This window comes from Mesorhizobium sp. P2_A12 (assembly GCF_056405075.1).
The window spans coordinates 142,264-163,428 of the sequence record NZ_JBFUCU010000004.1 but is presented as its reverse complement, the minus strand read 5'-3'; the positions used below and the strand labels follow the sequence as shown (position 1 = coordinate 163,428).

The 21,165-nt window shown below is 63.5% G+C and carries 25 protein-coding genes; 9 read left to right on the top strand and 16 right to left on the bottom strand.

Going from position 1 to position 21,165, the window contains the following annotated elements; all coding sequences use genetic code 11:
- Positions 1-28 precede the first annotated feature (28 nt).
- The 3 genes from AC1DZU_RS11080 to AC1DZU_RS11070 are packed head-to-tail and all read left to right on the top strand — an operon-like array spanning position 29 to position 1,574.
- Positions 29-454, top strand: a complete 426-nt coding sequence (locus tag AC1DZU_RS11080; protein ID WP_477284513.1) for an EVE domain-containing protein — start codon at positions 29-31, stop codon at positions 452-454.
- 53 nt (positions 455-507) lie between these two features.
- Positions 508-1,107, top strand: a complete 600-nt coding sequence (locus AC1DZU_RS11075) for a class I SAM-dependent methyltransferase (protein WP_477285425.1) — start codon at positions 508-510, stop codon at positions 1,105-1,107.
- A gap of 50 nt (positions 1,108-1,157) precedes the next feature.
- Positions 1,158-1,574 carry a DUF1761 domain-containing protein gene (locus AC1DZU_RS11070; protein ID WP_477284511.1) on the top strand — a complete coding sequence of 139 codons (417 nt, stop codon included), beginning with the start codon at positions 1,158-1,160 and terminating at the stop codon, positions 1,572-1,574.
- A 16-nt stretch (positions 1,575-1,590) separates the two neighbouring features.
- Here AC1DZU_RS11070 and gcvA read toward each other — a convergent pair whose 3' ends face one another.
- Positions 1,591-2,511 (bottom strand): transcriptional regulator GcvA, encoded by a 921-nt coding sequence (gcvA, locus tag AC1DZU_RS11065; protein ID WP_477284509.1) that lies wholly within the window; start codon positions 2,509-2,511, stop codon positions 1,591-1,593.
- Positions 2,512-2,641: 130 nt separating this feature from the next.
- On the opposite strand from gcvA, the gene AC1DZU_RS11060 reads away from it, so the two are divergent.
- Entirely contained in the window at positions 2,642-2,902 is a 261-nt protein-coding gene (locus tag AC1DZU_RS11060) for a hypothetical protein (protein ID WP_477284507.1), read from the top strand.
- 148 nt (positions 2,903-3,050) lie between these two features.
- On the opposite strand, the gene AC1DZU_RS11055 is transcribed toward AC1DZU_RS11060, so the two are convergent.
- The gene (locus AC1DZU_RS11055) at positions 3,051-3,584 is read right to left on the bottom strand and encodes a L,D-transpeptidase family protein (protein ID WP_477285423.1); all 534 of its coding nucleotides are present in this window, start codon (positions 3,582-3,584) and stop codon (positions 3,051-3,053) included.
- 147 nt (positions 3,585-3,731) lie between these two features.
- Between AC1DZU_RS11055 and AC1DZU_RS11050 the strand changes: the two genes are divergently transcribed.
- Positions 3,732-4,415 carry a response regulator transcription factor gene (locus AC1DZU_RS11050; RefSeq protein ID WP_023760937.1) on the top strand — a complete coding sequence of 228 codons (684 nt, stop codon included), beginning with the start codon at positions 3,732-3,734 and terminating at the stop codon, positions 4,413-4,415.
- A gap of 119 nt (positions 4,416-4,534) precedes the next feature.
- The gene (locus AC1DZU_RS11045) at positions 4,535-4,990 is read left to right on the top strand and encodes a Crp/Fnr family transcriptional regulator (protein ID WP_095084055.1); all 456 of its coding nucleotides are present in this window, start codon (positions 4,535-4,537) and stop codon (positions 4,988-4,990) included.
- A gap of 66 nt (positions 4,991-5,056) precedes the next feature.
- Here the strand turns inward: AC1DZU_RS11045 and AC1DZU_RS11040 are convergent, their stop codons facing one another.
- From AC1DZU_RS11040 to AC1DZU_RS11030, 3 genes are all read right to left on the bottom strand, one after another.
- Positions 5,057-5,863 carry an exodeoxyribonuclease III gene (locus tag AC1DZU_RS11040; protein WP_477284504.1) on the bottom strand — a complete coding sequence of 269 codons (807 nt, stop codon included), beginning with the start codon at positions 5,861-5,863 and terminating at the stop codon, positions 5,057-5,059.
- Between the two features lie 298 nt (positions 5,864-6,161).
- A complete protein-coding gene (locus AC1DZU_RS11035; protein ID WP_477285421.1) occupies positions 6,162-6,842 on the bottom strand; it encodes an outer membrane lipoprotein carrier protein LolA in 681 nt (226 codons plus the stop codon).
- Between the two features lie 146 nt (positions 6,843-6,988).
- Entirely contained in the window at positions 6,989-9,661 is a 2,673-nt protein-coding gene (locus AC1DZU_RS11030) for a DNA translocase FtsK (RefSeq protein ID WP_477285419.1), read from the bottom strand.
- A 215-nt stretch (positions 9,662-9,876) separates the two neighbouring features.
- Here AC1DZU_RS11030 and AC1DZU_RS11025 point away from each other — a divergent pair, with 215 nt between their 5' ends.
- Positions 9,877-10,248, top strand: a complete 372-nt coding sequence (locus AC1DZU_RS11025; protein WP_477284502.1) for a hypothetical protein — start codon at positions 9,877-9,879, stop codon at positions 10,246-10,248.
- Between the two features lie 361 nt (positions 10,249-10,609).
- On the opposite strand, the gene AC1DZU_RS11020 is transcribed toward AC1DZU_RS11025, so the two are convergent.
- The 3 genes from AC1DZU_RS11020 to tesB form a co-directional block, all read right to left on the bottom strand.
- The gene (locus AC1DZU_RS11020) at positions 10,610-11,965 is read right to left on the bottom strand and encodes an ammonium transporter (RefSeq protein ID WP_477284500.1); all 1,356 of its coding nucleotides are present in this window, start codon (positions 11,963-11,965) and stop codon (positions 10,610-10,612) included.
- Positions 11,966-11,996: 31 nt separating this feature from the next.
- The gene (locus AC1DZU_RS11015) at positions 11,997-12,335 is read right to left on the bottom strand and encodes a P-II family nitrogen regulator (protein WP_095084051.1); all 339 of its coding nucleotides are present in this window, start codon (positions 12,333-12,335) and stop codon (positions 11,997-11,999) included.
- A gap of 217 nt (positions 12,336-12,552) precedes the next feature.
- Positions 12,553-13,428, bottom strand: a complete 876-nt coding sequence (gene tesB / locus AC1DZU_RS11010) for an acyl-CoA thioesterase II (protein ID WP_477284498.1) — start codon at positions 13,426-13,428, stop codon at positions 12,553-12,555.
- A 100-nt stretch (positions 13,429-13,528) separates the two neighbouring features.
- Between tesB and AC1DZU_RS11005 the strand changes: the two genes are divergently transcribed.
- Entirely contained in the window at positions 13,529-14,800 is a 1,272-nt protein-coding gene (locus tag AC1DZU_RS11005) for a ubiquinone biosynthesis hydroxylase (RefSeq protein ID WP_477284496.1), read from the top strand.
- Positions 14,801-14,863: 63 nt separating this feature from the next.
- On the opposite strand, the gene AC1DZU_RS11000 is transcribed toward AC1DZU_RS11005, so the two are convergent.
- The 3 genes from AC1DZU_RS11000 to AC1DZU_RS10990 all read right to left on the bottom strand — a co-directional run bounded on the left by AC1DZU_RS11000 (position 14,864) and on the right by AC1DZU_RS10990 (position 16,218).
- Positions 14,864-15,391, bottom strand: a complete 528-nt coding sequence (locus AC1DZU_RS11000; protein WP_184872573.1) for a hypothetical protein — start codon at positions 15,389-15,391, stop codon at positions 14,864-14,866.
- Positions 15,392-15,526: 135 nt separating this feature from the next.
- Positions 15,527-15,883 (bottom strand): YciI family protein, encoded by a 357-nt coding sequence (locus tag AC1DZU_RS10995; protein WP_477284494.1) that lies wholly within the window; start codon positions 15,881-15,883, stop codon positions 15,527-15,529.
- Positions 15,880-16,218 carry a hypothetical protein gene (locus tag AC1DZU_RS10990; RefSeq protein ID WP_477284492.1) on the bottom strand — a complete coding sequence of 113 codons (339 nt, stop codon included), beginning with the start codon at positions 16,216-16,218 and terminating at the stop codon, positions 15,880-15,882. Before AC1DZU_RS10990 ends, AC1DZU_RS10995 begins: the two co-directional genes overlap by 4 nt.
- A 119-nt stretch (positions 16,219-16,337) precedes the next feature.
- Between AC1DZU_RS10990 and AC1DZU_RS10985 the strand changes: the two genes are divergently transcribed.
- A complete protein-coding gene (locus tag AC1DZU_RS10985; protein WP_477284490.1) occupies positions 16,338-16,763 on the top strand; it encodes an OsmC family protein in 426 nt (141 codons plus the stop codon).
- 240 nt (positions 16,764-17,003) lie between these two features.
- Here AC1DZU_RS10985 and AC1DZU_RS10980 read toward each other — a convergent pair whose 3' ends face one another.
- From AC1DZU_RS10980 to sdhD, 5 genes are all read right to left on the bottom strand, one after another.
- Positions 17,004-17,636, bottom strand: coding sequence for a YceH family protein (locus AC1DZU_RS10980; RefSeq protein ID WP_477284488.1), 633 nt, complete (start codon positions 17,634-17,636; stop codon positions 17,004-17,006).
- A 72-nt stretch (positions 17,637-17,708) separates the two neighbouring features.
- Positions 17,709-18,488, bottom strand: coding sequence for a succinate dehydrogenase iron-sulfur subunit (locus AC1DZU_RS10975; protein ID WP_477284486.1), 780 nt, complete (start codon positions 18,486-18,488; stop codon positions 17,709-17,711).
- On the bottom strand, positions 18,488-18,925 hold the full coding sequence (locus AC1DZU_RS10970; protein ID WP_477284484.1) for a DUF3052 domain-containing protein: 438 nt from the start codon (positions 18,923-18,925) through the stop codon (positions 18,488-18,490). Before AC1DZU_RS10970 ends, AC1DZU_RS10975 begins: the two co-directional genes overlap by 1 nt.
- A 2-nt stretch (positions 18,926-18,927) precedes the next feature.
- Positions 18,928-20,766, bottom strand: a complete 1,839-nt coding sequence (gene sdhA / locus AC1DZU_RS10965) for a succinate dehydrogenase flavoprotein subunit (protein WP_477284482.1) — start codon at positions 20,764-20,766, stop codon at positions 18,928-18,930.
- 1 nt (position 20,767) lies between these two features.
- A complete protein-coding gene (sdhD, locus tag AC1DZU_RS10960; protein ID WP_477284480.1) occupies positions 20,768-21,163 on the bottom strand; it encodes a succinate dehydrogenase, hydrophobic membrane anchor protein in 396 nt (131 codons plus the stop codon).
- Positions 21,164-21,165 lie beyond the last annotated feature (2 nt).

The following is a 21,165-nucleotide window of genomic DNA, read 5'->3' as shown; positions in this document are numbered from 1 at the left end:
TGATGACCCGCAAGGAGGAGCGAAAGAAATGAACTACTGGCTGTTCAAATCCGAACCCTCGGTCTTCTCCTTCGAGGCGCTGAAGGCGAAGGGCAAGGCCGGCACGCAATGGGACGGCGTGCGCAACTATGCCGCGCGCAACAACATGAAGGCCATGCAGATCGGCGATCTCGGCTTCTTCTACCATTCCAACGAGGGGCTGAACGTGATCGGCATCGCCGAAGTCTGCGCGCTTGCCCATCCCGACACCACAACCGACGACCCGCGCTGGGAATGCGTCGACATCCGTGCCTTCAAGGACGTGCCGAACCCACCGACGCTGGAAGAGGTCAAGGCCAATCCAAAGCTTGCCGAAATGGCGCTGGTGCGGCTCGGGCGGCTTTCCGTGCAGCCGGTGACGCCGGCCGAATGGAAGGAAGTCTGCCGCATGGGCGGCCTGACACCCGCTCCGTGACGGCGCTCACGCCAGACAGCGCGAAACAATTCATCCTCGACAACACGGCGCTGATGGCGCCGCCGCATGTGCCGGAAATCCTGCTTCATCTTGCCGACGAGGCGCATGATTTGTGGCAGCGGACGGAGGATGAGCTGGTCGAGATCGGCCTGCCGCCGCCCTTCTGGGCCTTTGCCTGGGCCGGCGGCCAGGGCCTTGCCCGCTACATCATCGACAATCCGGCTGCGGTTCGGGGAAAGCGCGTGCTCGACTTCGCTTCCGGCTCCGGCCTTGTCGCCATTGCCGCGGCCAAGGCTGGCGCCGCCGGCGTGATCGCAACCGACATCGATCCGTTCTGTGCAACCGCGATCCGCCTCAATGCGCAGGCCAACGATGTCGGGATCGACTTCCTCGGCATCGATTGCATCGGCACCGATGCGGGCTGGGATGTGATCCTGGCCGGCGATGTTTTCTACGACAATTCCTTCGCCGTCCGGCTGATGCCGTGGTTCGCGACGCTGAAGGCGCGCGGCGCCGAGATCCTCGTCGGCGATCCCGGCCGGTCGTATATGCCGAAAGCGGGACTGGAACCGCTGGCGGTCTATGAAGTGGCCGTCACCCGGGCATTGGAGGATTCCCTGGTCAAGCGCACCACCGTCTGGCGGTTTGCTTGACGCCATCGCCGAACAGGCGTTCCATCAGATCGGCATTGGAGGGGGAACTCATGGATTTTGAAGCAGTGAACTGGCTGGCGGTGATCGCCGCTGCCGTCGTCGCATGGTTGTTCGGCGCCGCCTGGTACATGGGCCTGAGCAAGCCGTGGCTGAAGGCCGCCAAGCTTGATCCCGCAACGATGAAGAAATCGCCATTGCCCTTCGTCATCAGCTTCATCGCTGAACTGATCATGGCCTACATAATGGCCCTGGTGGTCGGCGCGATGACCGGCGGCGAGCCGTCATTGCTCGCCGGACTTGTCTTCGGCTTCGTGCTTTGGCTGGGCTTCGTCGCCACGACGCTCTCGGTCAACCATCGCTATCAGGATTTCGGCTGGGACCTGACCCTCATCGACGGCGGCCACTGGCTCGGCGTGCTGCTGATCATCGGTGTGGTGATCGGCTGGTTCGGCGCGGCGGCAGGCTGATGACCTGCCGCGATCGTCAGGTCCGCGTCCTGGCGACTTCCTCGAGAATCCATTCGCGAAAGGCGGCGATGCGCGGATCGTCGGCCGTGCTCTCGGGATAGACCAGGAAATAGGCGAACTCGGCTCCCACCCGCAGGCCGAGTTCAAAAGGCTGCACCAGCCTGCCTTCGGAGAGGTCGTTTGCCACCATGGCGAAGTCGGCGAGTGCGACGGCATTGCCCTCGATCGCCGCCTGAACGGCGTCGGTGGAGTTCCTGAACACGATGGTGCGGCTGTCGTCGAAATCGTTGATGCCGGCCGCCGCCATCCACATCCGCCAGTTCGGCCATGTCACGCCTTGCCGCGCCCATTCGATATGGGCAAGCGTGTGGTTGAAGAGATCACGCGGCTCGCGCAGCGGCGGACCTGACGTCAGCAGGCCCGGGCTGCACACCGGGATGATGATGTTGTCGAACAGGCGATGGGCGCGAAGGCCCGGGTACTTCCCGACGCCGAACCGGATGCCGACATCGACGTCGTCGAGGTCGAAATCCCGCACCTCGTAGGCGATGTCGAACCTGAGTTCGATATTGGGCTGATGCCTGCGAAAATCGTCGACGCGCCGCATCAGCCATTTTGACGCGAACTGCGCGTCGAGCGTTACCTTCAGCAGTGTCGTACCGCGCGTCAGCTTGCGCGCCCGCGAGACGGCCCGGCCAAGCAGGTCGAGTGCATCGATCGAGGCCTCGAACAGCACCGTGCCCGCCGCCGTCAGCCGGATGGTGCGGCTGGTGCGGGTAAACAGCACGATGCCCAGCTGATCCTCGATCTCCTTGATCTGATGGCTGACCGCAGCCGGCGTCAGGCCGAGCTCGTCGGCGGCACGGGTGAAGTTGAGGTGCCGGGCGGCGGCTTCCAGCGTCCTCAGCGCTCGCGTTCCAGGCAGCAGGCGGGACATGCTATCCTCAAATAAAACTTGATGATCTCGAAAGAACTACTCGTTTCTCATTTAAATTTCAATACGGCATCATGCATCCATCGCAACACCATCAAACCGGATTTGATATCCGGATGAAACGGATCACGCCATGTCCCACATTGTCTTGAATGAGCCGGTATCCACGCCGGCCTGGCTTAGCGCGGTGCTTGACTGGTTTCGCCATGCCAGGGTCGCCATACGCCTCGCCCGCCACGATATCGCCCACCAGAACGTCGAGAACCTCTCCGATCGCCAGCTGCGCGACATCGGCGCCGAGCGCCGTGACGTCGCCCGCGCCATGGACAGGGAGCTTGGCCGGCTGGGCCTGCTCGACATCGGCTGGCAAAAGCCGCGCCGGCCGAACGGCTGATTGCTCAAAGGGCTGTTGAGATTCAGGTCAGGCCGAGTCGAAAATGACGGGGTCCGAGAACCGGAGCGGAGCGTACTTGACGTACGTGAGCACCGGAAGCGCGGAAATCGTCATTTGCAGGCCGGCATCACCTGAATATCAATGGCCCTTATCTAACTACCCTCATCACCGTCTTGTCCGACAGCAGCGGCAGCAGCCGCGCCATCGTGCGCGCCGTCACCGCCACACACCCTTGAGTCGGCGTGAAGCCGGGCCGCGCCAGATGGAAGAAGATGGCGCTGCCGCGCCCACGCTTGCGCGGCGCCAGGTTCCAGTCGAGCACCAGGCAGGCGTCATAGAGGCGGTCGTCGCGCCGCATGCGTTCGTGGCTGGCGCCATAGGGAATCTTGACCGGCCTGTTATAGTTGCGGTCGTCAGGCACCTCGCACCAGCCCAGATCAGGCCCGATCGGCGTCATCTCCAAACGGGTCTTGCGGCCGCCGGAGAACTGATCTCCCCGGAAATAGCCCGACAGGATCCGCATCGGGCCAAGCGGCGTGGCGCCGTCGCCTTCACGCTTGTCGGCCGAGATGCCGCCCCGCCCCAGCGCACAGGCAAACACCGTTCTGCCGGCCTGCAGCAGGCCTTGGCTCGGGTTTCCGGGCCTCGCGCGCACGGTCAGCACGCGCAGCCCTTTTCGCAAATTTGCGCCGGCTGCATTGCGATCGCGTTTTTTCTTGTATGATCGTGCCACGGAACAAATCACTGTGATCGGCTGTTGTGCCGGTCAGCTTCCGCATAAAGAGACAGCGGTCAACTGAATTTTCTTTTCAAAACAACGGATTGATCCATGACTTCACGCACCATTCTAATCGTCGACGACGATGACGACCTGCGCGGCACTCTGGTCGAGCAATTGTCCCTCTACGAGGAATTCGACGTGCTGCAGGAATCGACTGCGGCAAAAGGCGTCGCCACCGCGCGCGGCGGCCTCATCGATCTGCTCATCATGGATGTCGGGCTGCCCGACATGGATGGCCGCGAAGCGGTGAAGATCCTGCGCAAGGGCGGCTACAAGGCGCCCATCATCATGCTGACCGGCCACGACACCGATTCCGATACGATCCTTGGTCTCGAGGCCGGCGCCAACGACTATGTGACGAAGCCATTCCGCTTCGCCGTGCTGCTGGCGCGCATCCGTGCGCAATTGCGCCAGCATGAGCAGAGCGAGGACGCCACCTTCTCGGTCGGGCCCTACACCTTCAAGCCCAGCCAGAAACTGCTGATCGACCCGCGTGGCGGCAAGGTGCGGCTGACGGAGAAGGAGGCCTCGATCATCAAATATCTCTATCGCGCCGACCAGAAGGTGGTGACACGCGACGTGCTGCTCGAGGAGGTGTGGGGCTACAATTCCGGCGTCACCACGCACACGCTGGAAACCCACGTCTACCGGCTGCGCCAGAAGATCGAGCGCGATCCTTCCAATGCGGAAATTCTTGTGACAGAAAGCGGTGGCTACAAGCTGGTTCCTTAAACATTTCATTATCCAATCAGCGGCCGGGCAGGACCGCATTCGGGTACGATCCAGTTGGAGGGGGTTGTGGATCGTATCGCAGGGGAGGGAATGGACTGACCGTTCGGGGACACAGCTAGATGGCGTTGGATGACGACATTCGCATCCTGTCCGCCGTGAGGCTCTTCGAGGGCTTCACGCAGGAACAGTTGCGTCTGCTCGCCTTCGGCGCCGAGAACACAATATTGCTTGCCAACCACAAGCTTTACCGCGAGGACGACGAGGCCGATTCCGCCTATGTCGTGGTCAGCGGGCGCATCCTGCTCTATCGAGAGCAGAACGGCGAACGCATCCCGATACGTTCGGTCGGCCCCGGCGCGATCCTGAGCGAACTTGCATTGATCGCCGACAGCAACCGGCTGACCAGCGCGTCGGCCGAAATCGATTCGGAAGTGATACGGCTCAGCCGCAAGATGTTCCGCCGCATCCTGGAAGAATATCCGGAAATCGCGGTGAACCTCCACCAGCGTATCTCCGAGGAATTTCAGACACTGATCCGCCGTATCGAGGAACTGGCGCCCCGCTTCTCTGACTAGCGGCAGCGATGAGCTGGTCATCCCTCTGCCAGAATCTTAGGGGTGAGGTCTGGCCGCGACGTAGCTTTAATCGAGATCGAAGCGCGCTATGACCGGCACATGGTCCGACGGCCGCTCCCAGCCGCGCGCCAGGCGCAGGATCTCGTAGCCGGCAAAATCAGCCACCAGATTTGGTGACGACCAGACATGATCGAGCCGCCGGCCACGGTCCGAGGCCTGCCAGTCCTGCGCGCGATAGCTCCACCAGGTGTAGAGCTTCTGCTCCTGCGGAATATTGAGCCGCATCAGGTCGACCCAGTTGCCGGCCAGCCGCATCGCCTCGAAGCTTTCCGTTTCGACCGGCGTGTGGCTGACCACGTTGAGCAACTGCTTGTGCGACCAGACGTCGTGTTCGAGCGGGGCGATGTTGAGGTCGCCGACCAGGACGGAGCCGGACACCTCGTCATGCTCGGCACGGATGGCATTCATCTCGGCAACGAAATCGAGCTTATGCTTGAACTTCCTGTTGATGACAGGATCAGGTTCGTCGCCACCCGCCGGAACGTAGAAATTATGCAGCAGGATAGCCTTGCCGCCGGCCCGCACCGTCACCGACAGGTGCCGGCTGTCCTCGATCTCGCAGAAGCGGCGCCTTTCGACCACCTCGATCGGCCGCCGCGCCACCGTGGCGACGCCGTGGTAGCCCTTCTGGCCATGGAAGGCGATGTGCTCGTAGCCGAGCTTGCGGAACGCCTTTTCGGGAAACAATTCGTCCGGAACCTTTGTCTCCTGCAGGCAGAGCACATCCGGCGCATGCTCGACAAGCAGGCGTTCGACGATCGGCATGCGCAGGCGAACGGAATTGATGTTCCAGGTGGCAATGGAAAAAGGCATTCGGCAATCCAGGACAGCGTATGGCCAGCCAGAACCGACAGGCCCTGGCGGGCAAGACGCCTTTTGACGGAGTCAGTCCGGGAAACTGCCAGCCGCAAGCCGCAAAGACAAGCCGGCCCCCGCCCGGCGAGGCGCGACCCAGGGCTTTCCACAGCTATTGACGCGATTGGTCCTGGGGCGGTTCATCGTTTCACGGAAACGCAGAGCCGCTCTATCTCTTTGTTTTAACGCAATTCCCCCAGGGAAAGCGCAACGCGCTTTTCCCGGGAAACCGTTTCACGCATTTCCTGGAATTGCTCTACCGCGCCTTGGTGTTGACTTCGCGATTCGCGCTGTAGTCGATGGCGAAGGTGTCGGCGGCGAAGCTGACGCCTTCCTTGACGTTGAAGATCATCACCGTCGTGTCCTTGCCCTGTGCGTCGGTGATCGTCCACTGACGCAGCTCGTAGGATTTGGGATCGAACATCATCGTGATCTTCGAATTGCCGAACACCGATTTGTCGGCGAGCTGGATGGTGGTGAGGTCGTCTTCCTGCTTGACGCTTTTGACGCGGTCGCCGGAGAGATCGATCCTGTCGTCGAGCAGCAGCTTCAGCGGCGTCTTCGACAGCGGATAGAGATCGGAGGTGTTAAGCCTCTTGTTCAGTATGACCACCGACTTGCCGTCTGAAATCACCCGGAAATTTGACGCGCCGTCATAGTTGAAGCGTATCTTGCCCGGCCGTTCGAGGAAGAACTTGCCGCCGGTCTGCTCGCCCTTGGGGCCGAATTGCACGAATTCGCCGCTCATCGATTTGACCGAGGAAAAATGGTCGGCGATCTTCTGTGCGGCAGGCGGCACGGCGGCCTGCGCCGAAGCCAGCAACTGGAAGCCGGGCATCACGTTGAGGGCTGCCGCTCCTGCAAACCCCAGGCCGAGCCCGAGCAACTGGCGCCGGGTGGGAGCAAAACTGCGGAGCGCTGAAGGATCGTTTTTCATGTCGGTCACTCTCATCTGATTCCTGAGTTGCCCTAGTGCTTGGGCCCCCAGTTGGGCTGAAGTTTGGCGGGTCAGGCGGGCCTCATTCGCTTCAACGCCCTGAACGGTTCAAGGTTGCGAGACAGGAGATGTCATAAGGGTCGCGGTCAGAACTTGTCCTCTTCGGTCGGCACCAGGATCTCGCGCTTGCCGGCATGGTTGGCCGGGCCGACGATCCCTTCCTTCTCCATTTTCTCTATGATCGAGGCGGCGCGGTTGTAGCCGATGCCCAGCCGGCGCTGGATGTAGCTGGTGGAAGCCTTGCCGTCGCGCAGCACCACGGAAACCGCCTGATCGTAAGGATCATCGGAATCCTCGAAATTGCTGTTACTGCCGCCACCGCCGGAACCGCCCTTGCCCGACGGCTCGTCGTCGTCCTCGCCATCGTCCTCGGTGATGGCATCGAGATACTCCGGCACGCCCTGCAGCTTCAGATGCGCGACTATCTTCTCGACCTCTTCATCAGCGACGAACGGGCCGTGCACGCGTTGGATACGGCCGCCGCCGGCCATGTAGAGCATGTCGCCCATGCCGAGCAGCTGCTCGGCGCCCTGCTCGCCCAGGATGGTGCGGCTGTCGATCTTCGACGTCACCTGGAAGGAGATTCGGGTCGGGAAATTGGCCTTGATGGTGCCGGTGATGACGTCGACCGACGGACGCTGTGTCGCCATGATGACATGGATGCCGGCGGCACGCGCCATCTGCGCCAGGCGTTGCACCGCACCTTCGATGTCCTTGCCGGCGACCATCATCAGGTCGGCCATCTCGTCGATGATGACGACGATGTAGGGCATCGGCTCAAGATCGAGATTCTCGGTCTCGTAGATCGCCTCGCCGGTCTGGCGGTCGAAACCGGTCTGCACGGTGCGCGAGATCTTTTCGCCCTTCTTGTCGGCTTGCTGCACACGGGCGTTGAAACCATCGATGTTGCGCACGCCGACCTTCGACATCTTGCGGTAACGGTCCTCCATCTCGCGCACGGTCCACTTCAGCGCCACCACCGCCTTCTTCGGATCGGTGACCACCGGCGTGAGCAAATGCGGAATGCCGTCATAGACCGACAGTTCCAGCATTTTCGGATCGATCATGATCAGCCGGCAATCCTGCGGCGTCAGCCGGTAGAGCAGCGACAAGATCATGGTGTTGATGGCGACCGACTTGCCCGAGCCGGTGGTGCCGGCGACCAGCACGTGCGGCATCTTGGCGATGTCGACGATGACCGCCTCGCCATTGATGGTCTTGCCCAGCGCCAGCGCCAGCTTGGCCTTCGTCGTTTCGAAGTCGCGGCTGGCCAGGATCTCCCGGAGATAGACGGTTTCGCGCTTGGCGTTCGGCAGCTCGATGCCGATGGCGTTGCGGCCGGGCACCACGGCGACGCGGCAGGCGATGGCGCTCATCGAGCGGGCGATGTCGTCGGACAGGCCGATGACGCGCGACGATTTGATGCCGGGCGCCGGCTCGAGTTCGTAGAGAGTGACGACGGGACCGGGGCGAACGGCGATGATCTCGCCCTTGACGCCGAAATCCTCCAGCACGCCCTCGAGCAGGCGGGCATTTTGTTCCAGCGCGTCCTTGGACAGGCTGGCATCGCGCACCACGTTCTTCGGTTCGGACAGGAAATGCAGCGACGGCATCTCGAATTTTTCCGAGCCGATCAGCGATGTCTGCGCCTCGCGCTGGACACGGGCGCCTGGAGCCGGGCGCGGCGCCGGTGCCTCGACGCGGGTGGCGGCATCGGAGCGGAACGGCTGCACCCTGGCGGTCGGCACCGAACGGCGTTGCACGACGGGCTCATCGTCGAAATCGGCATCTTCGCCATTGTCGAAGCGATCGCCGAAGATATCGTCATCATCCGGATCGACCGAAATGCTGCGATCATTGACCATGGCGGCGAAGAATTCGGGCTCGACGCGGGCGCGACCGTCCGGGCTCATCCGCGATTCGGCGAACTCGGCCGATTCGACCCGTTCGGCGGCGCGCCGCCAGCCGCTCGCGCGCGGCTCCATCTCCGGCTCGTACTCCTCCCGCTCCTGCCTGCGGCGCACGGCGCGGCGGTGCATCCAGGCGCGCAGCGACAGCCACCAGTGGGTGATGGCGCCAAGCGCCAGAATGCCTTCGTCGCCTTCATCCTCGTCATTGTCGAACAAGAGGTCGTCCTCACGGGGATCGGCGGCAGGCTCGTCCTCCATCACGGCGAAGCCGTTCTTGCGTCCGATCAGCGCCGAACCGTGGGCAAAGAGCCAGAGCGCGGGTGCGGCCAGCAAGATGGCGATGATGCTGGCGAACAGCCCGGTCGGATAGCCGCCGATGACAACGCCGGGGATCTTCAGCACCATGTCGCCGAACACGCCGCCGAGGCCGGTGGGCAGCGGCCAGGTCTTGGGCGGCACCACGCAACCGGCCATTGCCGCGGCGAGCAGGGCGAAGCCGAACCAGGAAAGCCCGCGCCTGGGCAGCCTGTCGACACCGCGCGCGGAAAACAGCAGGAAGCCCCAGATCACGGTCGGAACCAGCGCAGCGACGGCGGCAAGGCCGAAGAACTGCATGGCAAGGTCGGAGAATACAGCACCCGCATAGCCCATGGCGTTGGTGACGATGTTGTTCGTCGCGTGCGAGAAGCTCGGATCGGCGACATTCCAGGTGGCAAGGCTGGCGACGCCGAAGGCGGCCAGCACGAACAGTCCGGCGCCGACCAGCCGCCCGACCTGTCGCCGCGCGAACGCCTGGATGCCGTGCCCCGTATCGGCCAGCGCGAGCGGTGCTGAAGCCCCTGAACGCATGCTCATCCCCGTCTGTCATTGCTTCGTGCGGGTGCGTGGCGCACTCCGGCAGATTCGGGTCTCAGACTATCGGTGGGAAGGTTAAGGGCGCATTAACTATAAGAGGTTGAGATGATCAAACCTCGTTACCGCCGGTTGAGCCGCTAGCTGCCCGAGGAGAGCGACCCGAGAACGGGGCGTGACGTCGCCGCAGGGCCACCAATGTGGGTAGAGGCATGCAATCTGTCATCCTTCGCGTGGCGGTTCTTGGCTGGGCGGGGCTCAGTCTCCTGCTCGCTTTGCACTGGTTCGTCGAACTCGGCATGGTGGGCTTCCCGGATGGCTACGTGACGCCTTTTGCCAGGGCGACCGGCCCGCTGCTGCACACCCTCGCCACCGCCTGTCTGATGCAGGGCGTGTATTTTCTGTACAGGGGTCTTTTCGGCAAGGGATTTGCATTGCTGGGGCTCGCCCTGCAGATTTTGATCGCAGCCGTCCTGACGGTGGCGCCTGTCCTGATTGTCAGGAATTGCCCTCATTCCCAGACATGCAGCAGCGCCTATGAGGCGCTGACAAACACCATGATGGACGACGGCGCCGGCGGATAGAGTTGCCGCCGGAACGGCTTGTCGGGAGATCCTGCTCAAGCCCTGTCCACGCGCGGCCTCGCGGCGGGGCACCGGGCACGCCATTGTTTGGTTGGCAGAAAGATCCAACCTCGGCTCGATCAAGACGCCTGTCAGTTGGCGGCGCCAAGCGCCTGCAGGTTCGCACAGAACTCGGCGTGGTACCAAAAAAGAGGCCCGGAACGTGTCCGGGCCTCAATGCGTGACCTCCTTTCGGGAGCGTCACGACGGGATCTTTCAAGGCAATTCCAGAAAAAGCGGCCGCGGTTTCCGTTCGGAATTGCGTAGGCAGATAAGGGGCCGGCGGGAGGAGGGTTCCGCCGGCCCCTTGGCTAAGCTGGCCTTACGGCACCACTTCGCCATGCTGGGAGATGTCGAGGCCCTCGACCTCTTCCTGGGTCGTCGGACGCAGGCCGACCAGCGCCTTGACGATGTAGAGGATCACGAAGGTGGCGATAGCCGTCCACACGATGGTGACGGCGACGCCGTAGATCTGCTTGCCCAGCGAAGCACCCGACGACAGGCTGTTGATCGCCGGATCGGCGAGCACGCCGGTGAGCAGGGCGCCGATGATGCCGCCGACGCCGTGCACGCCGAAGGCATCGAGCGAGTCGTCATAGCCGAACATGTGCTTGACCTTGACCGCCGAGAGGTAGCAGACGACGCCCGCGACGATGCCGACGATTAAGGCGCCGGTCGGGTTGACGAAGCCGGAAGCCGGCGTCACCGCCACCAGGCCGGCGACGGCGCCCGAGATGATGCCGAGCACGGAGGGCTTCTTGGCGACGATCCATTCGGCGAACATCCAGGCCAGCGCCGCCGCTGCAGTGGCAACCTGGGTGTTGAGCATGGCGGCACCGGCGAGGCCGTCGGCAGCCAGTTCCGAACCGGCGTTGAAGCCGAACCAGCCGACCCACAGCAGCGAAGCACCGATCACCGAGTAGACCAGGTTGTGCGGCGCCATGTTGGTGGTGCCGTAGCCTTCGCGCTTGCCGAGTACCAGCGCGCAGACCAGACCGGCGACACCGGCGTTGATGTGGACGACCGTACCGCCGGCGAAGTCGAGCACGCCAGCCGTGCCGAGGAAGCCGCCACCCCAGACCCAATGCGCGATCGGCACGTAGACGACCAGCAGCCACAGCGCCATGAAGATCAGCAGCGCCGAGAATTTGAAGCGTTCGGCGAAGGCGCCGGCAATCAGGGCCGGGGTGATGATGGCGAAGGTCATCTGGAACATCGAGAAGACGAATTCAGGAATGTTCGCGACGCCCGGCAGCCACAGCGAGGCAGTGGTGATGCCGTGATGGAAGAATTTCGAGGTGCCGCCGAGATAGGCATTCATGCCGCCGCCGTCGGAGAAGGCCAGCGAATAGCCGAACATGAACCACAGCACCGTCACCAGGCAGGTGATGGCAAAGCTCTGCATGATGGTGGCGAGCACGTTCTTCTTGCGCACCATGCCGCCGTAAAACAGCGCCAGGCCCGGAATGGTCATCATCAGCACCAGCGCCGTCGAGGTCAGCATCCAGGCGGTGTTGCCGGTGTCGAGCACCGGGGTGGGGGCGGCAGCCGGCGCAGCCGCGGCCGCGGCTGGAGCCGCTTCCTGCGCGAAGGCGGCGACCGTGCCCAATGCTGCGAGAGCGAGCGAGCCCAAAAGGGCGGCACGTCCCGTCGTCTTCAAGGTGGAAGGAATATTCATTGAACTCTCCATTGGAATACGTGTTCGCCGCTCAGAGCGCGTCGGTGTCTGTTTCGCCGGTGCGGATGCGCACCGCCTGATCGATACCGAAAACGAAGATCTTGCCGTCGCCGATCTGGCCGGTCTTGGCGGCCGCGGTGATGGCTTCGACGGCCTTGTCGACCACGTCCGCACTGACCGCGACTTCGATCTTGATCTTCGGCAGGAAACTGACCGCGTATTCCGCTCCGCGATAGATTTCCGTATGTCCCTTCTGACGCCCGTAGCCTTTGACTTCGGTGACGGTCAGGCCCTGGATGCCGACGGCGGTAAGCGCTTCGCGCACCTCGTCGAGCTTGAACGGCTTGATGATTGCCATCACGATTTTCATAAGGTTTCACCCTTTGCTGTTGCGGTCCCCCGCGTTTGCACGACTTCACCGAACCCAAGGAGCCGGAGAGTGCCCGATAGGATTCAAGCTCCGTGCCAATTGCCGAAGCAGGGTGTTAACCCATTGTAAACAAAGGAATTGAGGCCGCCAAAGCGACGAGGTGCCCGCAACGGCGGCAAACCGTCTGCTTAAAAATTAGGCAATTTTCTCAAAATGCCTACTCTGCAGGCGATCGCTTGAGCCGGATCAGCCCTTCCTGCGCAACCGAGGCGATCAGCGTGCCGTCGCGGGCAAACAGCGAGCCGCGCGTAAAGCCGCGCGACCCCTGCGTCGACGGGCTGTCTTGCGTATAAAGCATCCAGTCGTCGAGCGCATGGCTGCGATGGAACCACATGGCGTGATCGAGGCTCGCCGCCTGGATATCGCGATCGAAAATGGCGCGGCCATGCGCGAAGGTCGATGTGTCGAGCAGCGTCATGTCGGAAAGATAGGCCAGCACCGCCGCCTGAGTAGCGCGATCCGCCGGCACCGGACCGGTCGTGCGGATCCAGATGTTCTGCTTCGGCTCCAGCTTTTCGCGGCTGGTGTAGTGCTTCAGCATCACCGGCTTCATCTCGATCGGCCGGTCGCGCTCCCAGTAGCGCTTGATGCCTTCGGGCACCGCCTCGCCGAACTTGCCCAGCAATTCGCGCTGCGACAGCAGTGTCTCTGGCCCCGGGACGTCCTGCGGCATCGGCACCTGGTGTTCGAGGCCGACCTCATCCTGCTGGAACGAGGCTTCCAGCGAAAAGATCGCCTGGCCGTGCTGGATCGCCACCACGCGGCGCGTGGTGAAGGAGCCGCCGTCGCGGATCCGGTCGACCTCGTAGACGATCGGCACCTTGGTGTCGCCGGGCCGCATGAAATAGCCGTGCAGCGAATGCACGTGGCGATCGGGGTCGACGGTCCGCTGTGCCGCCACCAGTGCCTGGGCGATGGTCTGTCCGCCGAAGACGCGCTGCCAGTCGAGCAAGGGGCTGCGACCACGATACAGATTGTGTTCCAGCTTCTCGAGGTCGAGAATGCCGAGAAGCTCGTCCATGGCAGCCGTCATATTTTCGCGCCCTTGCCGCAGAAGTGTTATGGCGGTTTCCGACAGGACGGACAGGCAGTCAAGGGCGCAAGACCCGGTCGGCGTGCAAGGAGCGAAGAAGATGGAACGCAAGACCGACGCGAAAACCAGATCAAGCGCAAGGTCCGGGCTCGATGTTCTGGTCGCCGGCGCCGGTTATGTCGGCTTGGCCAGCGCCGTCTCGTTGAAGCAGGCGCGTCCGGGCCTCGCCGTCGCGCTGGTCGATGCCGCACCCGCCGGCGCCTGGCAAAGGGATGGCCGCGCATCGGCCATCGCCGCCGCCGCCTGTCGCATGCTCGACCAGCTCGGCGTGTGGGCCGAGATCGCGCCGCAGGCCCAGGCGATCACCGAGATGATCATCACCGATTCGCGCACCTCCGATCCCGTGCGCCCGGTCTTCCTGACTTTCGACGGCGAGGTCGCGCCGGGTGAACCCTTTGCCCACATGGTCGCCAACCGGGTGCTGAACGGCGCCTTGCGGGCCAGCGCCGAGAAACTCGGCATCGATATCATCGAAGGCGTCGCCGTGCAGGGTTTTGAGACCAACGGCGCCGGCATCACCGTGCATCTTGCCGACGGTGCGACGCTGAAGACCCGGCTGCTGGTTGCCGCCGACGGCGTCAACTCGAAGCTGCGCGACATGGCCGGCATCAAGACGGTGAAGTGGGAATATGGCCAGTCCGGCATCGTCTGTACGGTGGCGCATGAACGCCCGCACAATGGCCGCGCGGAAGAACATTTCCTGCCGGCCGGCCCGTTTGCCACGCTGCCGCTCAAGCCCGGCGAGGACGGCACCAACCGTTCGTCGATCGTCTGGGTCGAGCGCACGCCCGATGCCGAAAAGCTGGTTGCCGGTGACGATCTCGTCTTCGAGCACGAACTCGAACAGCGTTTCAGCCTGAAGCTTGGCGAGATCCGCGTCGCGGACAAGCCGCGCGCCTGGCCGCTCGGCCTGACCATCGCGCGCGCCTTCGTCGCGCCGCGCATAGCGCTGGCCGGCGACGCCGCCCACGGCATCCACCCGATCGCCGGCCAGGGCCTCAATCTCGGCTTCAAGGATGTCGCCGCGCTGGCCGAAGTGATCGTCGAGGCCGACCGCCTCGGCCAGGACATCGGCGCGCTCGACGTGCTCGAACGCTACCAGCAGTGGCGGCGCTTCGACACCGTGCAGATGGGCATCACCACGGACGTGCTGAACCGGCTGTTTTCCAACGACATCGGCCCGCTGCGCACCGTCCGTGATATCGGGCTCGGTCTGGTCGAGCGCATGCCGCGCCTGAAGGAGTTTTTTATCCGTCAGGCGTCTGGACTGTCCACCAGCACGCCAAGATTGCTGAAAGGCGAGGCGATCTGACACGACGTACCAGGGTGTGTTCAGATTCAGGTCAGGCCGAGCCTCACCTGAACGCCAGCACACCTAATTGACCTCGAAGCCGAGCTTCTGCCGCAGCCGCAATATGCGCTGGTCGGCTATCTCAAGGCGTTTCTCACCGCCTTGCGCGGCGCGGTTGATCATCTGCAGCAGATCGTTTCGCTCGGCCACGTCGAGCCGTTCGCGCAGGAACGGCGCCAGCTTGTCGATGACGATCGTGGCGTCGTCGATCTGTGACGCGGCCCATTTGGCGTAGATCACCGCCTCGTCGGTCTTCTTCTTGTCGGCGATCTCGGAAATCACCGCGCGAATGACAGCCTCGCGCTTCGGCAGCACGGGCCCATCCTCGGAAACGATGGCGGTGATCAGCGTCGCCGCCGCCACCACCGGATCGTCGATCGCTGTCAGCGGCGACAGGGCCGCCTGCTTGCGCAGTTTCTTGCGGCGCACGGAGCCCTGGACCCGACCGATGACATCGGCAACGTCACGCGCCGCCTCGTTCATCGCCTTCATCCGGTACCACCAGAACGCCGCCGCGCCCAACGCGCCAAGGATAGCAATCAGGAAAGGCATGCCGAATCCCCCAAAATCCCGGCGACGATAGGAGAACTCCTGCCTTGCTTCAACGCGCAAAAATTGCGCACGAAATGAAACCACGTTTGCTCAACCGACCGTCCCGATCCAAATGACCGCAACGCATGGCAGGCATCATGACCCCGGTATGTCGTAGATGGCGCGGACCTCGATCGTGCCGAGTTCGGCCAGCGGAATGCCCGCGGCAATGTCCAGCGCCTCGTCGAGATCCTTTGCCTCGACCATGACGAAGCCGAGCAACTGCTCCTTGGTCTCAGTGAAGGGCCCATCGGTGACCAGCCGCTTGCCCTGGCGCCGGCGCACGGTTTTGGCTGACGTCACCGATTGCAGCGCCTCGGCGACGACAAGCAAGCCTTTCTCCTCAAGCGATCGGTCATAGGCAAGCGAATCGGCGTTGAGCTTGGCCGACCCTGCCGGGGTCAGCGCGTGAAGATCCTTTTCCTCGCCATAGACCAGGCAAACATATTTCATTTCGAGCTCCCTTGCTGTGTCGCGGCGATGAGCGTGTCGATCCGGTCCTTGCCCGCCGCCGCATGGTCGAGAATGCACACCGCAACCCCGATGATGGCAACCGCCGCCAGAAACCGGCCGAACGCCGGCGTGGGCTGGTGCATCCAGTCGGCCTCCCGTCCGCCGGCTCCGTGGCCGGCTTTCTTCCAATGCGCACAAAACAGCATATCCATGTGATCCTCCATCCGGCCATCACTTGCGTGGCTGCCCGCAGGACGGGCGAGGAAGATCAAAGTCGACATTTTTGCACGCGCTTTTTTAAAAAAAGAATCGAAGCCACCGCCATCGTGGTCCAAAGAGCGCAGTGGCCTTCGCGTCCGCACGCGCTATAGTTGACCGGACGCCGGGCCAAGCCCCAATCACAAGCCCCGGCAACCCACCACGACCACCCACCAAGACAACCAAGGAGGAATTCATGGACCGCACCGCAGACGCCGTCTGGAAAGGCAATCTGAAAGAGGGCAAGGGCACGCTCGATACGCAGAGCGGGACCCTGAAGAGCACGCCCTATTCGTTCAAGGCGCGCTTCGAGGACGAGAGCGGCAAATCCGGCACCAATCCGGAAGAGCTGATCGCCGCGGCACACGCCGGCTGCTACGCCATGCAGTTCTCGCATTTCCTGGCCGAAAACGGCACGCCCGCCGCCGAGCTCGACGCCAAGGCGGTGGTGACGCTGGTTCCCGGCACCGGCATCACCGGCAGCGCCCTCACCGTGGTCGGCAAGGTGCCGGGCATCGATGCGGCGAAATTCAAGGAATTGGCCGAGAAGGCCAAGGCCGAATGCCCGGTCTCCAAGGCACTCGGCGCCATAAAAGTATCGCTCGACGCCAGGCTTGGGTGAACAATATCGCAGAACCTGCTGGCGTTTGCGCTGCCCCTCACCTGCCTGCCGGCACCCTCTACCCGTATAGTGACGGGGAGAGGGGCGCTCACGGGTTCGCCAATCACCAGCGCTGCAAAAAGAACGCCCGCGTCGCGGCCGTCCTCTTTCTCCCCGTCCCTATACGGGGAGAAATGCCCGGCAGGGCAATGAGGGGCGGCGCCCAACGTCGATAATGATCGTCTGAAACGGACTCTCGGGTCAGCGCTCGCCGGTCGGCGCCTCGATGAGGGCACGCAGCCTCGCAACTTCTTCCTCGAGGGCGCTGACGCGTTCTTCGAGAGCTGAGGCGCCCGACGGCGCCTGGTGCATGGCGACGGCCGCGATCTGCACCACGCCGCTAAGCAGATGCATAAAACGCTCCTCGCGCTGGCCGGGACCGCGCTCGATCAGCACCACTAGCGGCGGCCGGCGGCCGATCAATAGATCGAGGTCGGTGCGCAGCGCCTCGATCGACGAAAACCGCGCCATGCGTTCGGCCCGCGCCAGCAATTCATGCGCCGTCTGCGCGCCGCGCAACAGCATCAGGCCGATCAGCGCGATCTGCGCCGAGGTGAGCGAGAAACGCTGCGCCACCTGATGCTCGTAGCGCTCGACGCGCGAGGCGAAGACCTGCCGGACCAGGCCCTTCTGCTCCAACTGGCTCAGCGCCCGCCTGACCTCGACAAGCTCGACCGCCATCACCGGCTCGCGCGCCGTCTTCTGGTTGGCCGCGGCATGCGCGCCGTTGAGCGTCAACGGATAGACATCCGGCGTCAGCTCCTTCTTCTCGATCAGGCAGCCGAGCACGCGGGCTTCGACAGGGGAGAGAGTGGGAAGATCGGTGTCTGTCATAGGGTCGCTATCCTTCTGAGGCCGGCGGGACAGCACCCCCCTCTGACGGATGAGGCGATCTGCCCACCGAAACTACACCCGCCGCTCCACCATCATCTTCTTGATCTCGGCGATCGCCTTGGCTGGGTTGAGACCCTTGGGGCAGGTCTGCGCGCAGTTCATGATGGTGTGGCAGCGATAGAGCCGGAACGGGTCTTCGAGATTGTCGAGCCGCTCGCCCTTGGCCTCGTCGCGGGAATCGATCAGCCAGCGATAGGCCTGCAGCAGCGTTGCCGGGCCGAGATAGCGGTCGCCGTTCCACCAGTAGCTCGGGCAGGAGGTCGAGCAGCAGGCGCACAGGATGCACTCATAGAGGCCATCCAGCTTCTCACGCTCCTCGTGGCTCTGCAGCCATTCCTTGGCCGGCTCCGGCGATACCGTCTTCAGCCATGGCTGGATCGAGGCGTGCTGGGCATAGAAGTTGGTGAGGTCGGGCACCAGATCCTTGACCACTTGCATATGCGGCAGCGGGTAGACCTTGACGGCGCCGGAAATGTCGTCGCAGCCCTTGGTGCAGGCAAGCGTGTTGGAGCCGTCGATGTTCATGGCGCAGGAGCCGCAGATGCCCTCGCGGCAGGAGCGGCGCAAGGTCAGCGTCGGATCGATCTTGTTCTTGATCCAGAGCAGCGCGTCGAGCACCATCGGCCCGCAATCGTCCATGTCGACGAAATAGGTGTCGATGCGCGGGTTCTCGTCATCGTCCGGCGACCAGCGGTAGATGCGGTACTCGCGCAGATTGGTGGCGCCTTCCGGCTTCGGCCAGGTCTTGCCCTGCTTGATCTGCGAGTTCTTGGGAAGCGTCAGTTCGACCATTACCTACGGTCCTTTCGGATGACGAGCTTCAGCCCGGACCAGATTTCATTCACGGCGGCGACCTTGACATCGACCAGGTCGCGCTTCAGCGCCTCGGCGCGAACTACACCCTCGGTGACGTCGGTGGCCACCTTCGATGCCTTCTTCGGCCAGGACACCCAGACCATGCCGTCGCGCTTGATCGCCGCCTCGACGTCGCCGAGGCGATCCTCGATCTCGGCGCGCTGCCGGGTGAAGGCATGGACGGCATCGTATTTTTGGGTCGTTCCTGAAATCTCCGACCAATCGACCAGCCGGTCGACATTGGCAAAAGCCACGGCGCCGGCCAGGTCATCGAGTTCCAACGGCAGCGCGATAAAGGCGGCGCTCATCCCGTCCTTCAGGCCGAGCTTTGCCGGAAGGGGCGTGGCGGAATATCCCGAGGCCGGCAGCGCCATGGTCAGTACACCCTGGCCTTCGGCGCGATCTTGGCAAGGCTGATGCCGCCATCCTTTTCCGCCAGCAGCGGCTCGGTGTGCACCGGCCTGTAGCTGAGCGTCACCTTGCCGTCTTCGCTGAGCCGGGCCAGCGTATGCTTGCGCCAGGCCGTGTCGTCGCGGGTCGAAAAATCCTCCCGCGCATGCGCGCCACGGCTCTCCTTGCGCGCCTCGGCGCTGTAGACCGTGGTGATGGCGTTGGCCATCAGGTTCTCCAGTTCCAGCGTCTCGACCAGGTCGGAGTTCCAGATCATCGAGCGGTCGAACACTTTTATGTCCTTCAGCTCGGTCCAGATTTCCGAAATGCGCTTGCAGCCATTCTCCAGCGATTCCTGCGTGCGGAACACCGCCGCGTCTTCCTGCATCGCCCGCTGCATCTTTTCGCGCAAGTTTGCCGTCGGCGTCGAGCCGTTGGCGTGGCGCAGCCGGTCGAAGCGGTCCATGATCTTTTCGACCGAGGCTTCGTTGGGCGCCGGGATCGCCGACTTCCGGTCGATGACCTGGCCGGCCCGGATCGCCGCGGCGCGGCCGAACACCACCAGGTCGATCAGCGAGTTCGAACCCAGCCGGTTGGCGCCATGCACCGAGGCACAGCCCGCCTCGCCGACCGCCATCAGCCCGGGCGACACCTTGTCCGGGCTCCTCGGCGTCGGGTTGAGCACCTCGCCCCAATAGTTCGTCGGCACGCCGCCCATATTGTAGTGCACCGTCGGCAGCACCGGGATCGGCTCCTTGGTCAGGTCGACGCCGGCAAAGATCTTTGCCGATTCCGAAATGCCCGGCAGCCTCTCGTGCAGCACGGCCGGATCGAGATGGTCGAGGTGCAGGAAGATGTGGTCCTTCTTCGGGCCGACGCCGCGCCCTTCGCGGATCTCCAGCGTCATGCAGCGCGAGACGACGTCGCGCGAGGCAAGGTCCTTGGCCGACGGCGCGTAGCGCTCCATGAAGCGCTCGCCCTCGGAATTGACGAGATAGCCGCCCTCGCCGCGCGCGCCTTCGGTGATCAGGCAGCCGGCGCCATAGATGCCGGTCGGGTGGAACTGCACGAACTCCATGTCCTGCAGCGGGAAGCCGGCGCGTGCGGCCATGCCGCCGCCGTCGCCGGTGCAGGTGTGCGCCGAAGTCGCCGAGAAATAGGAGCGGCCATAGCCGCCGGTCGCCAGCACCACCATCTTGGCCGAGAAGCGGTGGATGGTGCCGTCGTCGAGGTTCCATGCGACGACGCCGGTGCAGGTGCCGTCCGGCTCCATGATCAGGTCGAGCGCGAAATACTCGATGAAGAACTGCGCGTTGTTCTTCAGCGACTGACCGTAGAGCGTGTGCAGGATGGCGTGGCCGGTGCGGTCGGCGGCCGCGCAGGTGCGCTGCACCGGCGGGCCTTCGCCGTAGTTCATCATGTGGCCGCCGAACGGCCGCTGATAGATCTTGCCCTCTTCGGTGCGCGAGAACGGCACGCCATAGTGCTCGAGCTCGTAGACCGCCGCTGGCGCTTCGCGCACCAGATATTCCATGGCGTCGACATCGCCCAGCCAGTCCGAGCCCTTGACGGTGTCGTACATATGCCACTGCCAGGAATCGGGCCCCATGTTGGATAGCGAAGCGGCGATGCCGCCTTGCGCCGCCACCGTGTGCGAGCGGGTCGGGAACACCTTGGTGATGCAGGCGGTGCGCAGGCCCTGCTCGGCCATGCCGAGCGTCGCGCGCAGGCCGGCGCCACCAGCGCCGACGACCACGACGTCGAATTTGTGGTCGACATAGGTGTAAGCGGAACCGGTGTTGGCTCCTTTTGCGTCCTTGGCCAACTCAGCCTCCGAATGTCAGCTTGAGCAGGGCGAAGATCGAGGCGACGCCGACCGCTATGGTGAAAAACGTATTGAGCGCAATAAGCGCCAGCTTCATGCCCTCGCCATGCACGTAGTCCTCGATGATCACCTGCATGCCGAGCCGCATATGGATGAGCCCGGAGATGAGCACCAGGGCCAGCACCAGCGCCACGAGCGGATTGGCAAGCGCGGCCCGCACGTCCGCATAGCCGGCGCCGTTGAGCGCGATTAGGAAACCCACGAAGAACAGCATCAGCGGGATGTTGGCGATGGCGGTGAGGCGCTGGCGCCAGAAATGCCCAGTGCCCTCGCGGGCCGAACCCAGGCCACGGACTTTCGCCAGCGGCGTGCGCATGTCGGTCTTACCAGTGCTCATGA

Coding starts and splice junctions, on each gene's coding strand:
- AC1DZU_RS11080 (WP_477284513.1), top strand. CDS start 29: ATGAACTACTGGCTGTTCAAATCCGAACCCTCGGTCTTCTCCTTCGAG.
- AC1DZU_RS11075 (WP_477285425.1), top strand. CDS start 508: ATGGCGCCGCCGCATGTGCCGGAAATCCTGCTTCATCTTGCCGACGAG.
- AC1DZU_RS11070 (WP_477284511.1), top strand. CDS start 1,158: ATGGATTTTGAAGCAGTGAACTGGCTGGCGGTGATCGCCGCTGCCGTC.
- gcvA (WP_477284509.1), bottom strand. CDS start 2,511: ATGTCCCGCCTGCTGCCTGGAACGCGAGCGCTGAGGACGCTGGAAGCC.
- AC1DZU_RS11060 (WP_477284507.1), top strand. CDS start 2,642: ATGTCCCACATTGTCTTGAATGAGCCGGTATCCACGCCGGCCTGGCTT.
- AC1DZU_RS11050 (WP_023760937.1), top strand. CDS start 3,732: ATGACTTCACGCACCATTCTAATCGTCGACGACGATGACGACCTGCGC.
- AC1DZU_RS11045 (WP_095084055.1), top strand. CDS start 4,535: ATGGCGTTGGATGACGACATTCGCATCCTGTCCGCCGTGAGGCTCTTC.
- AC1DZU_RS11040 (WP_477284504.1), bottom strand. CDS start 5,863: ATGCCTTTTTCCATTGCCACCTGGAACATCAATTCCGTTCGCCTGCGC.
- AC1DZU_RS11035 (WP_477285421.1), bottom strand. CDS start 6,842: ATGAAAAACGATCCTTCAGCGCTCCGCAGTTTTGCTCCCACCCGGCGC.
- AC1DZU_RS11030 (WP_477285419.1), bottom strand. CDS start 9,661: ATGCGTTCAGGGGCTTCAGCACCGCTCGCGCTGGCCGATACGGGGCAC.
- AC1DZU_RS11025 (WP_477284502.1), top strand. CDS start 9,877: ATGCAATCTGTCATCCTTCGCGTGGCGGTTCTTGGCTGGGCGGGGCTC.
- AC1DZU_RS11020 (WP_477284500.1), bottom strand. CDS start 11,965: ATGAATATTCCTTCCACCTTGAAGACGACGGGACGTGCCGCCCTTTTG.
- AC1DZU_RS11015 (WP_095084051.1), bottom strand. CDS start 12,335: ATGAAAATCGTGATGGCAATCATCAAGCCGTTCAAGCTCGACGAGGTG.
- tesB (WP_477284498.1), bottom strand. CDS start 13,428: ATGACGGCTGCCATGGACGAGCTTCTCGGCATTCTCGACCTCGAGAAG.
- AC1DZU_RS11005 (WP_477284496.1), top strand. CDS start 13,529: ATGGAACGCAAGACCGACGCGAAAACCAGATCAAGCGCAAGGTCCGGG.
- AC1DZU_RS11000 (WP_184872573.1), bottom strand. CDS start 15,391: ATGCCTTTCCTGATTGCTATCCTTGGCGCGTTGGGCGCGGCGGCGTTC.
- AC1DZU_RS10995 (WP_477284494.1), bottom strand. CDS start 15,883: ATGAAATATGTTTGCCTGGTCTATGGCGAGGAAAAGGATCTTCACGCG.
- AC1DZU_RS10985 (WP_477284490.1), top strand. CDS start 16,338: ATGGACCGCACCGCAGACGCCGTCTGGAAAGGCAATCTGAAAGAGGGC.
- AC1DZU_RS10980 (WP_477284488.1), bottom strand. CDS start 17,636: ATGACAGACACCGATCTTCCCACTCTCTCCCCTGTCGAAGCCCGCGTG.
- AC1DZU_RS10975 (WP_477284486.1), bottom strand. CDS start 18,488: ATGGTCGAACTGACGCTTCCCAAGAACTCGCAGATCAAGCAGGGCAAG.
- AC1DZU_RS10970 (WP_477284484.1), bottom strand. CDS start 18,925: ATGGCGCTGCCGGCCTCGGGATATTCCGCCACGCCCCTTCCGGCAAAG.
- sdhD (WP_477284480.1), bottom strand. CDS start 21,163: ATGAGCACTGGTAAGACCGACATGCGCACGCCGCTGGCGAAAGTCCGT.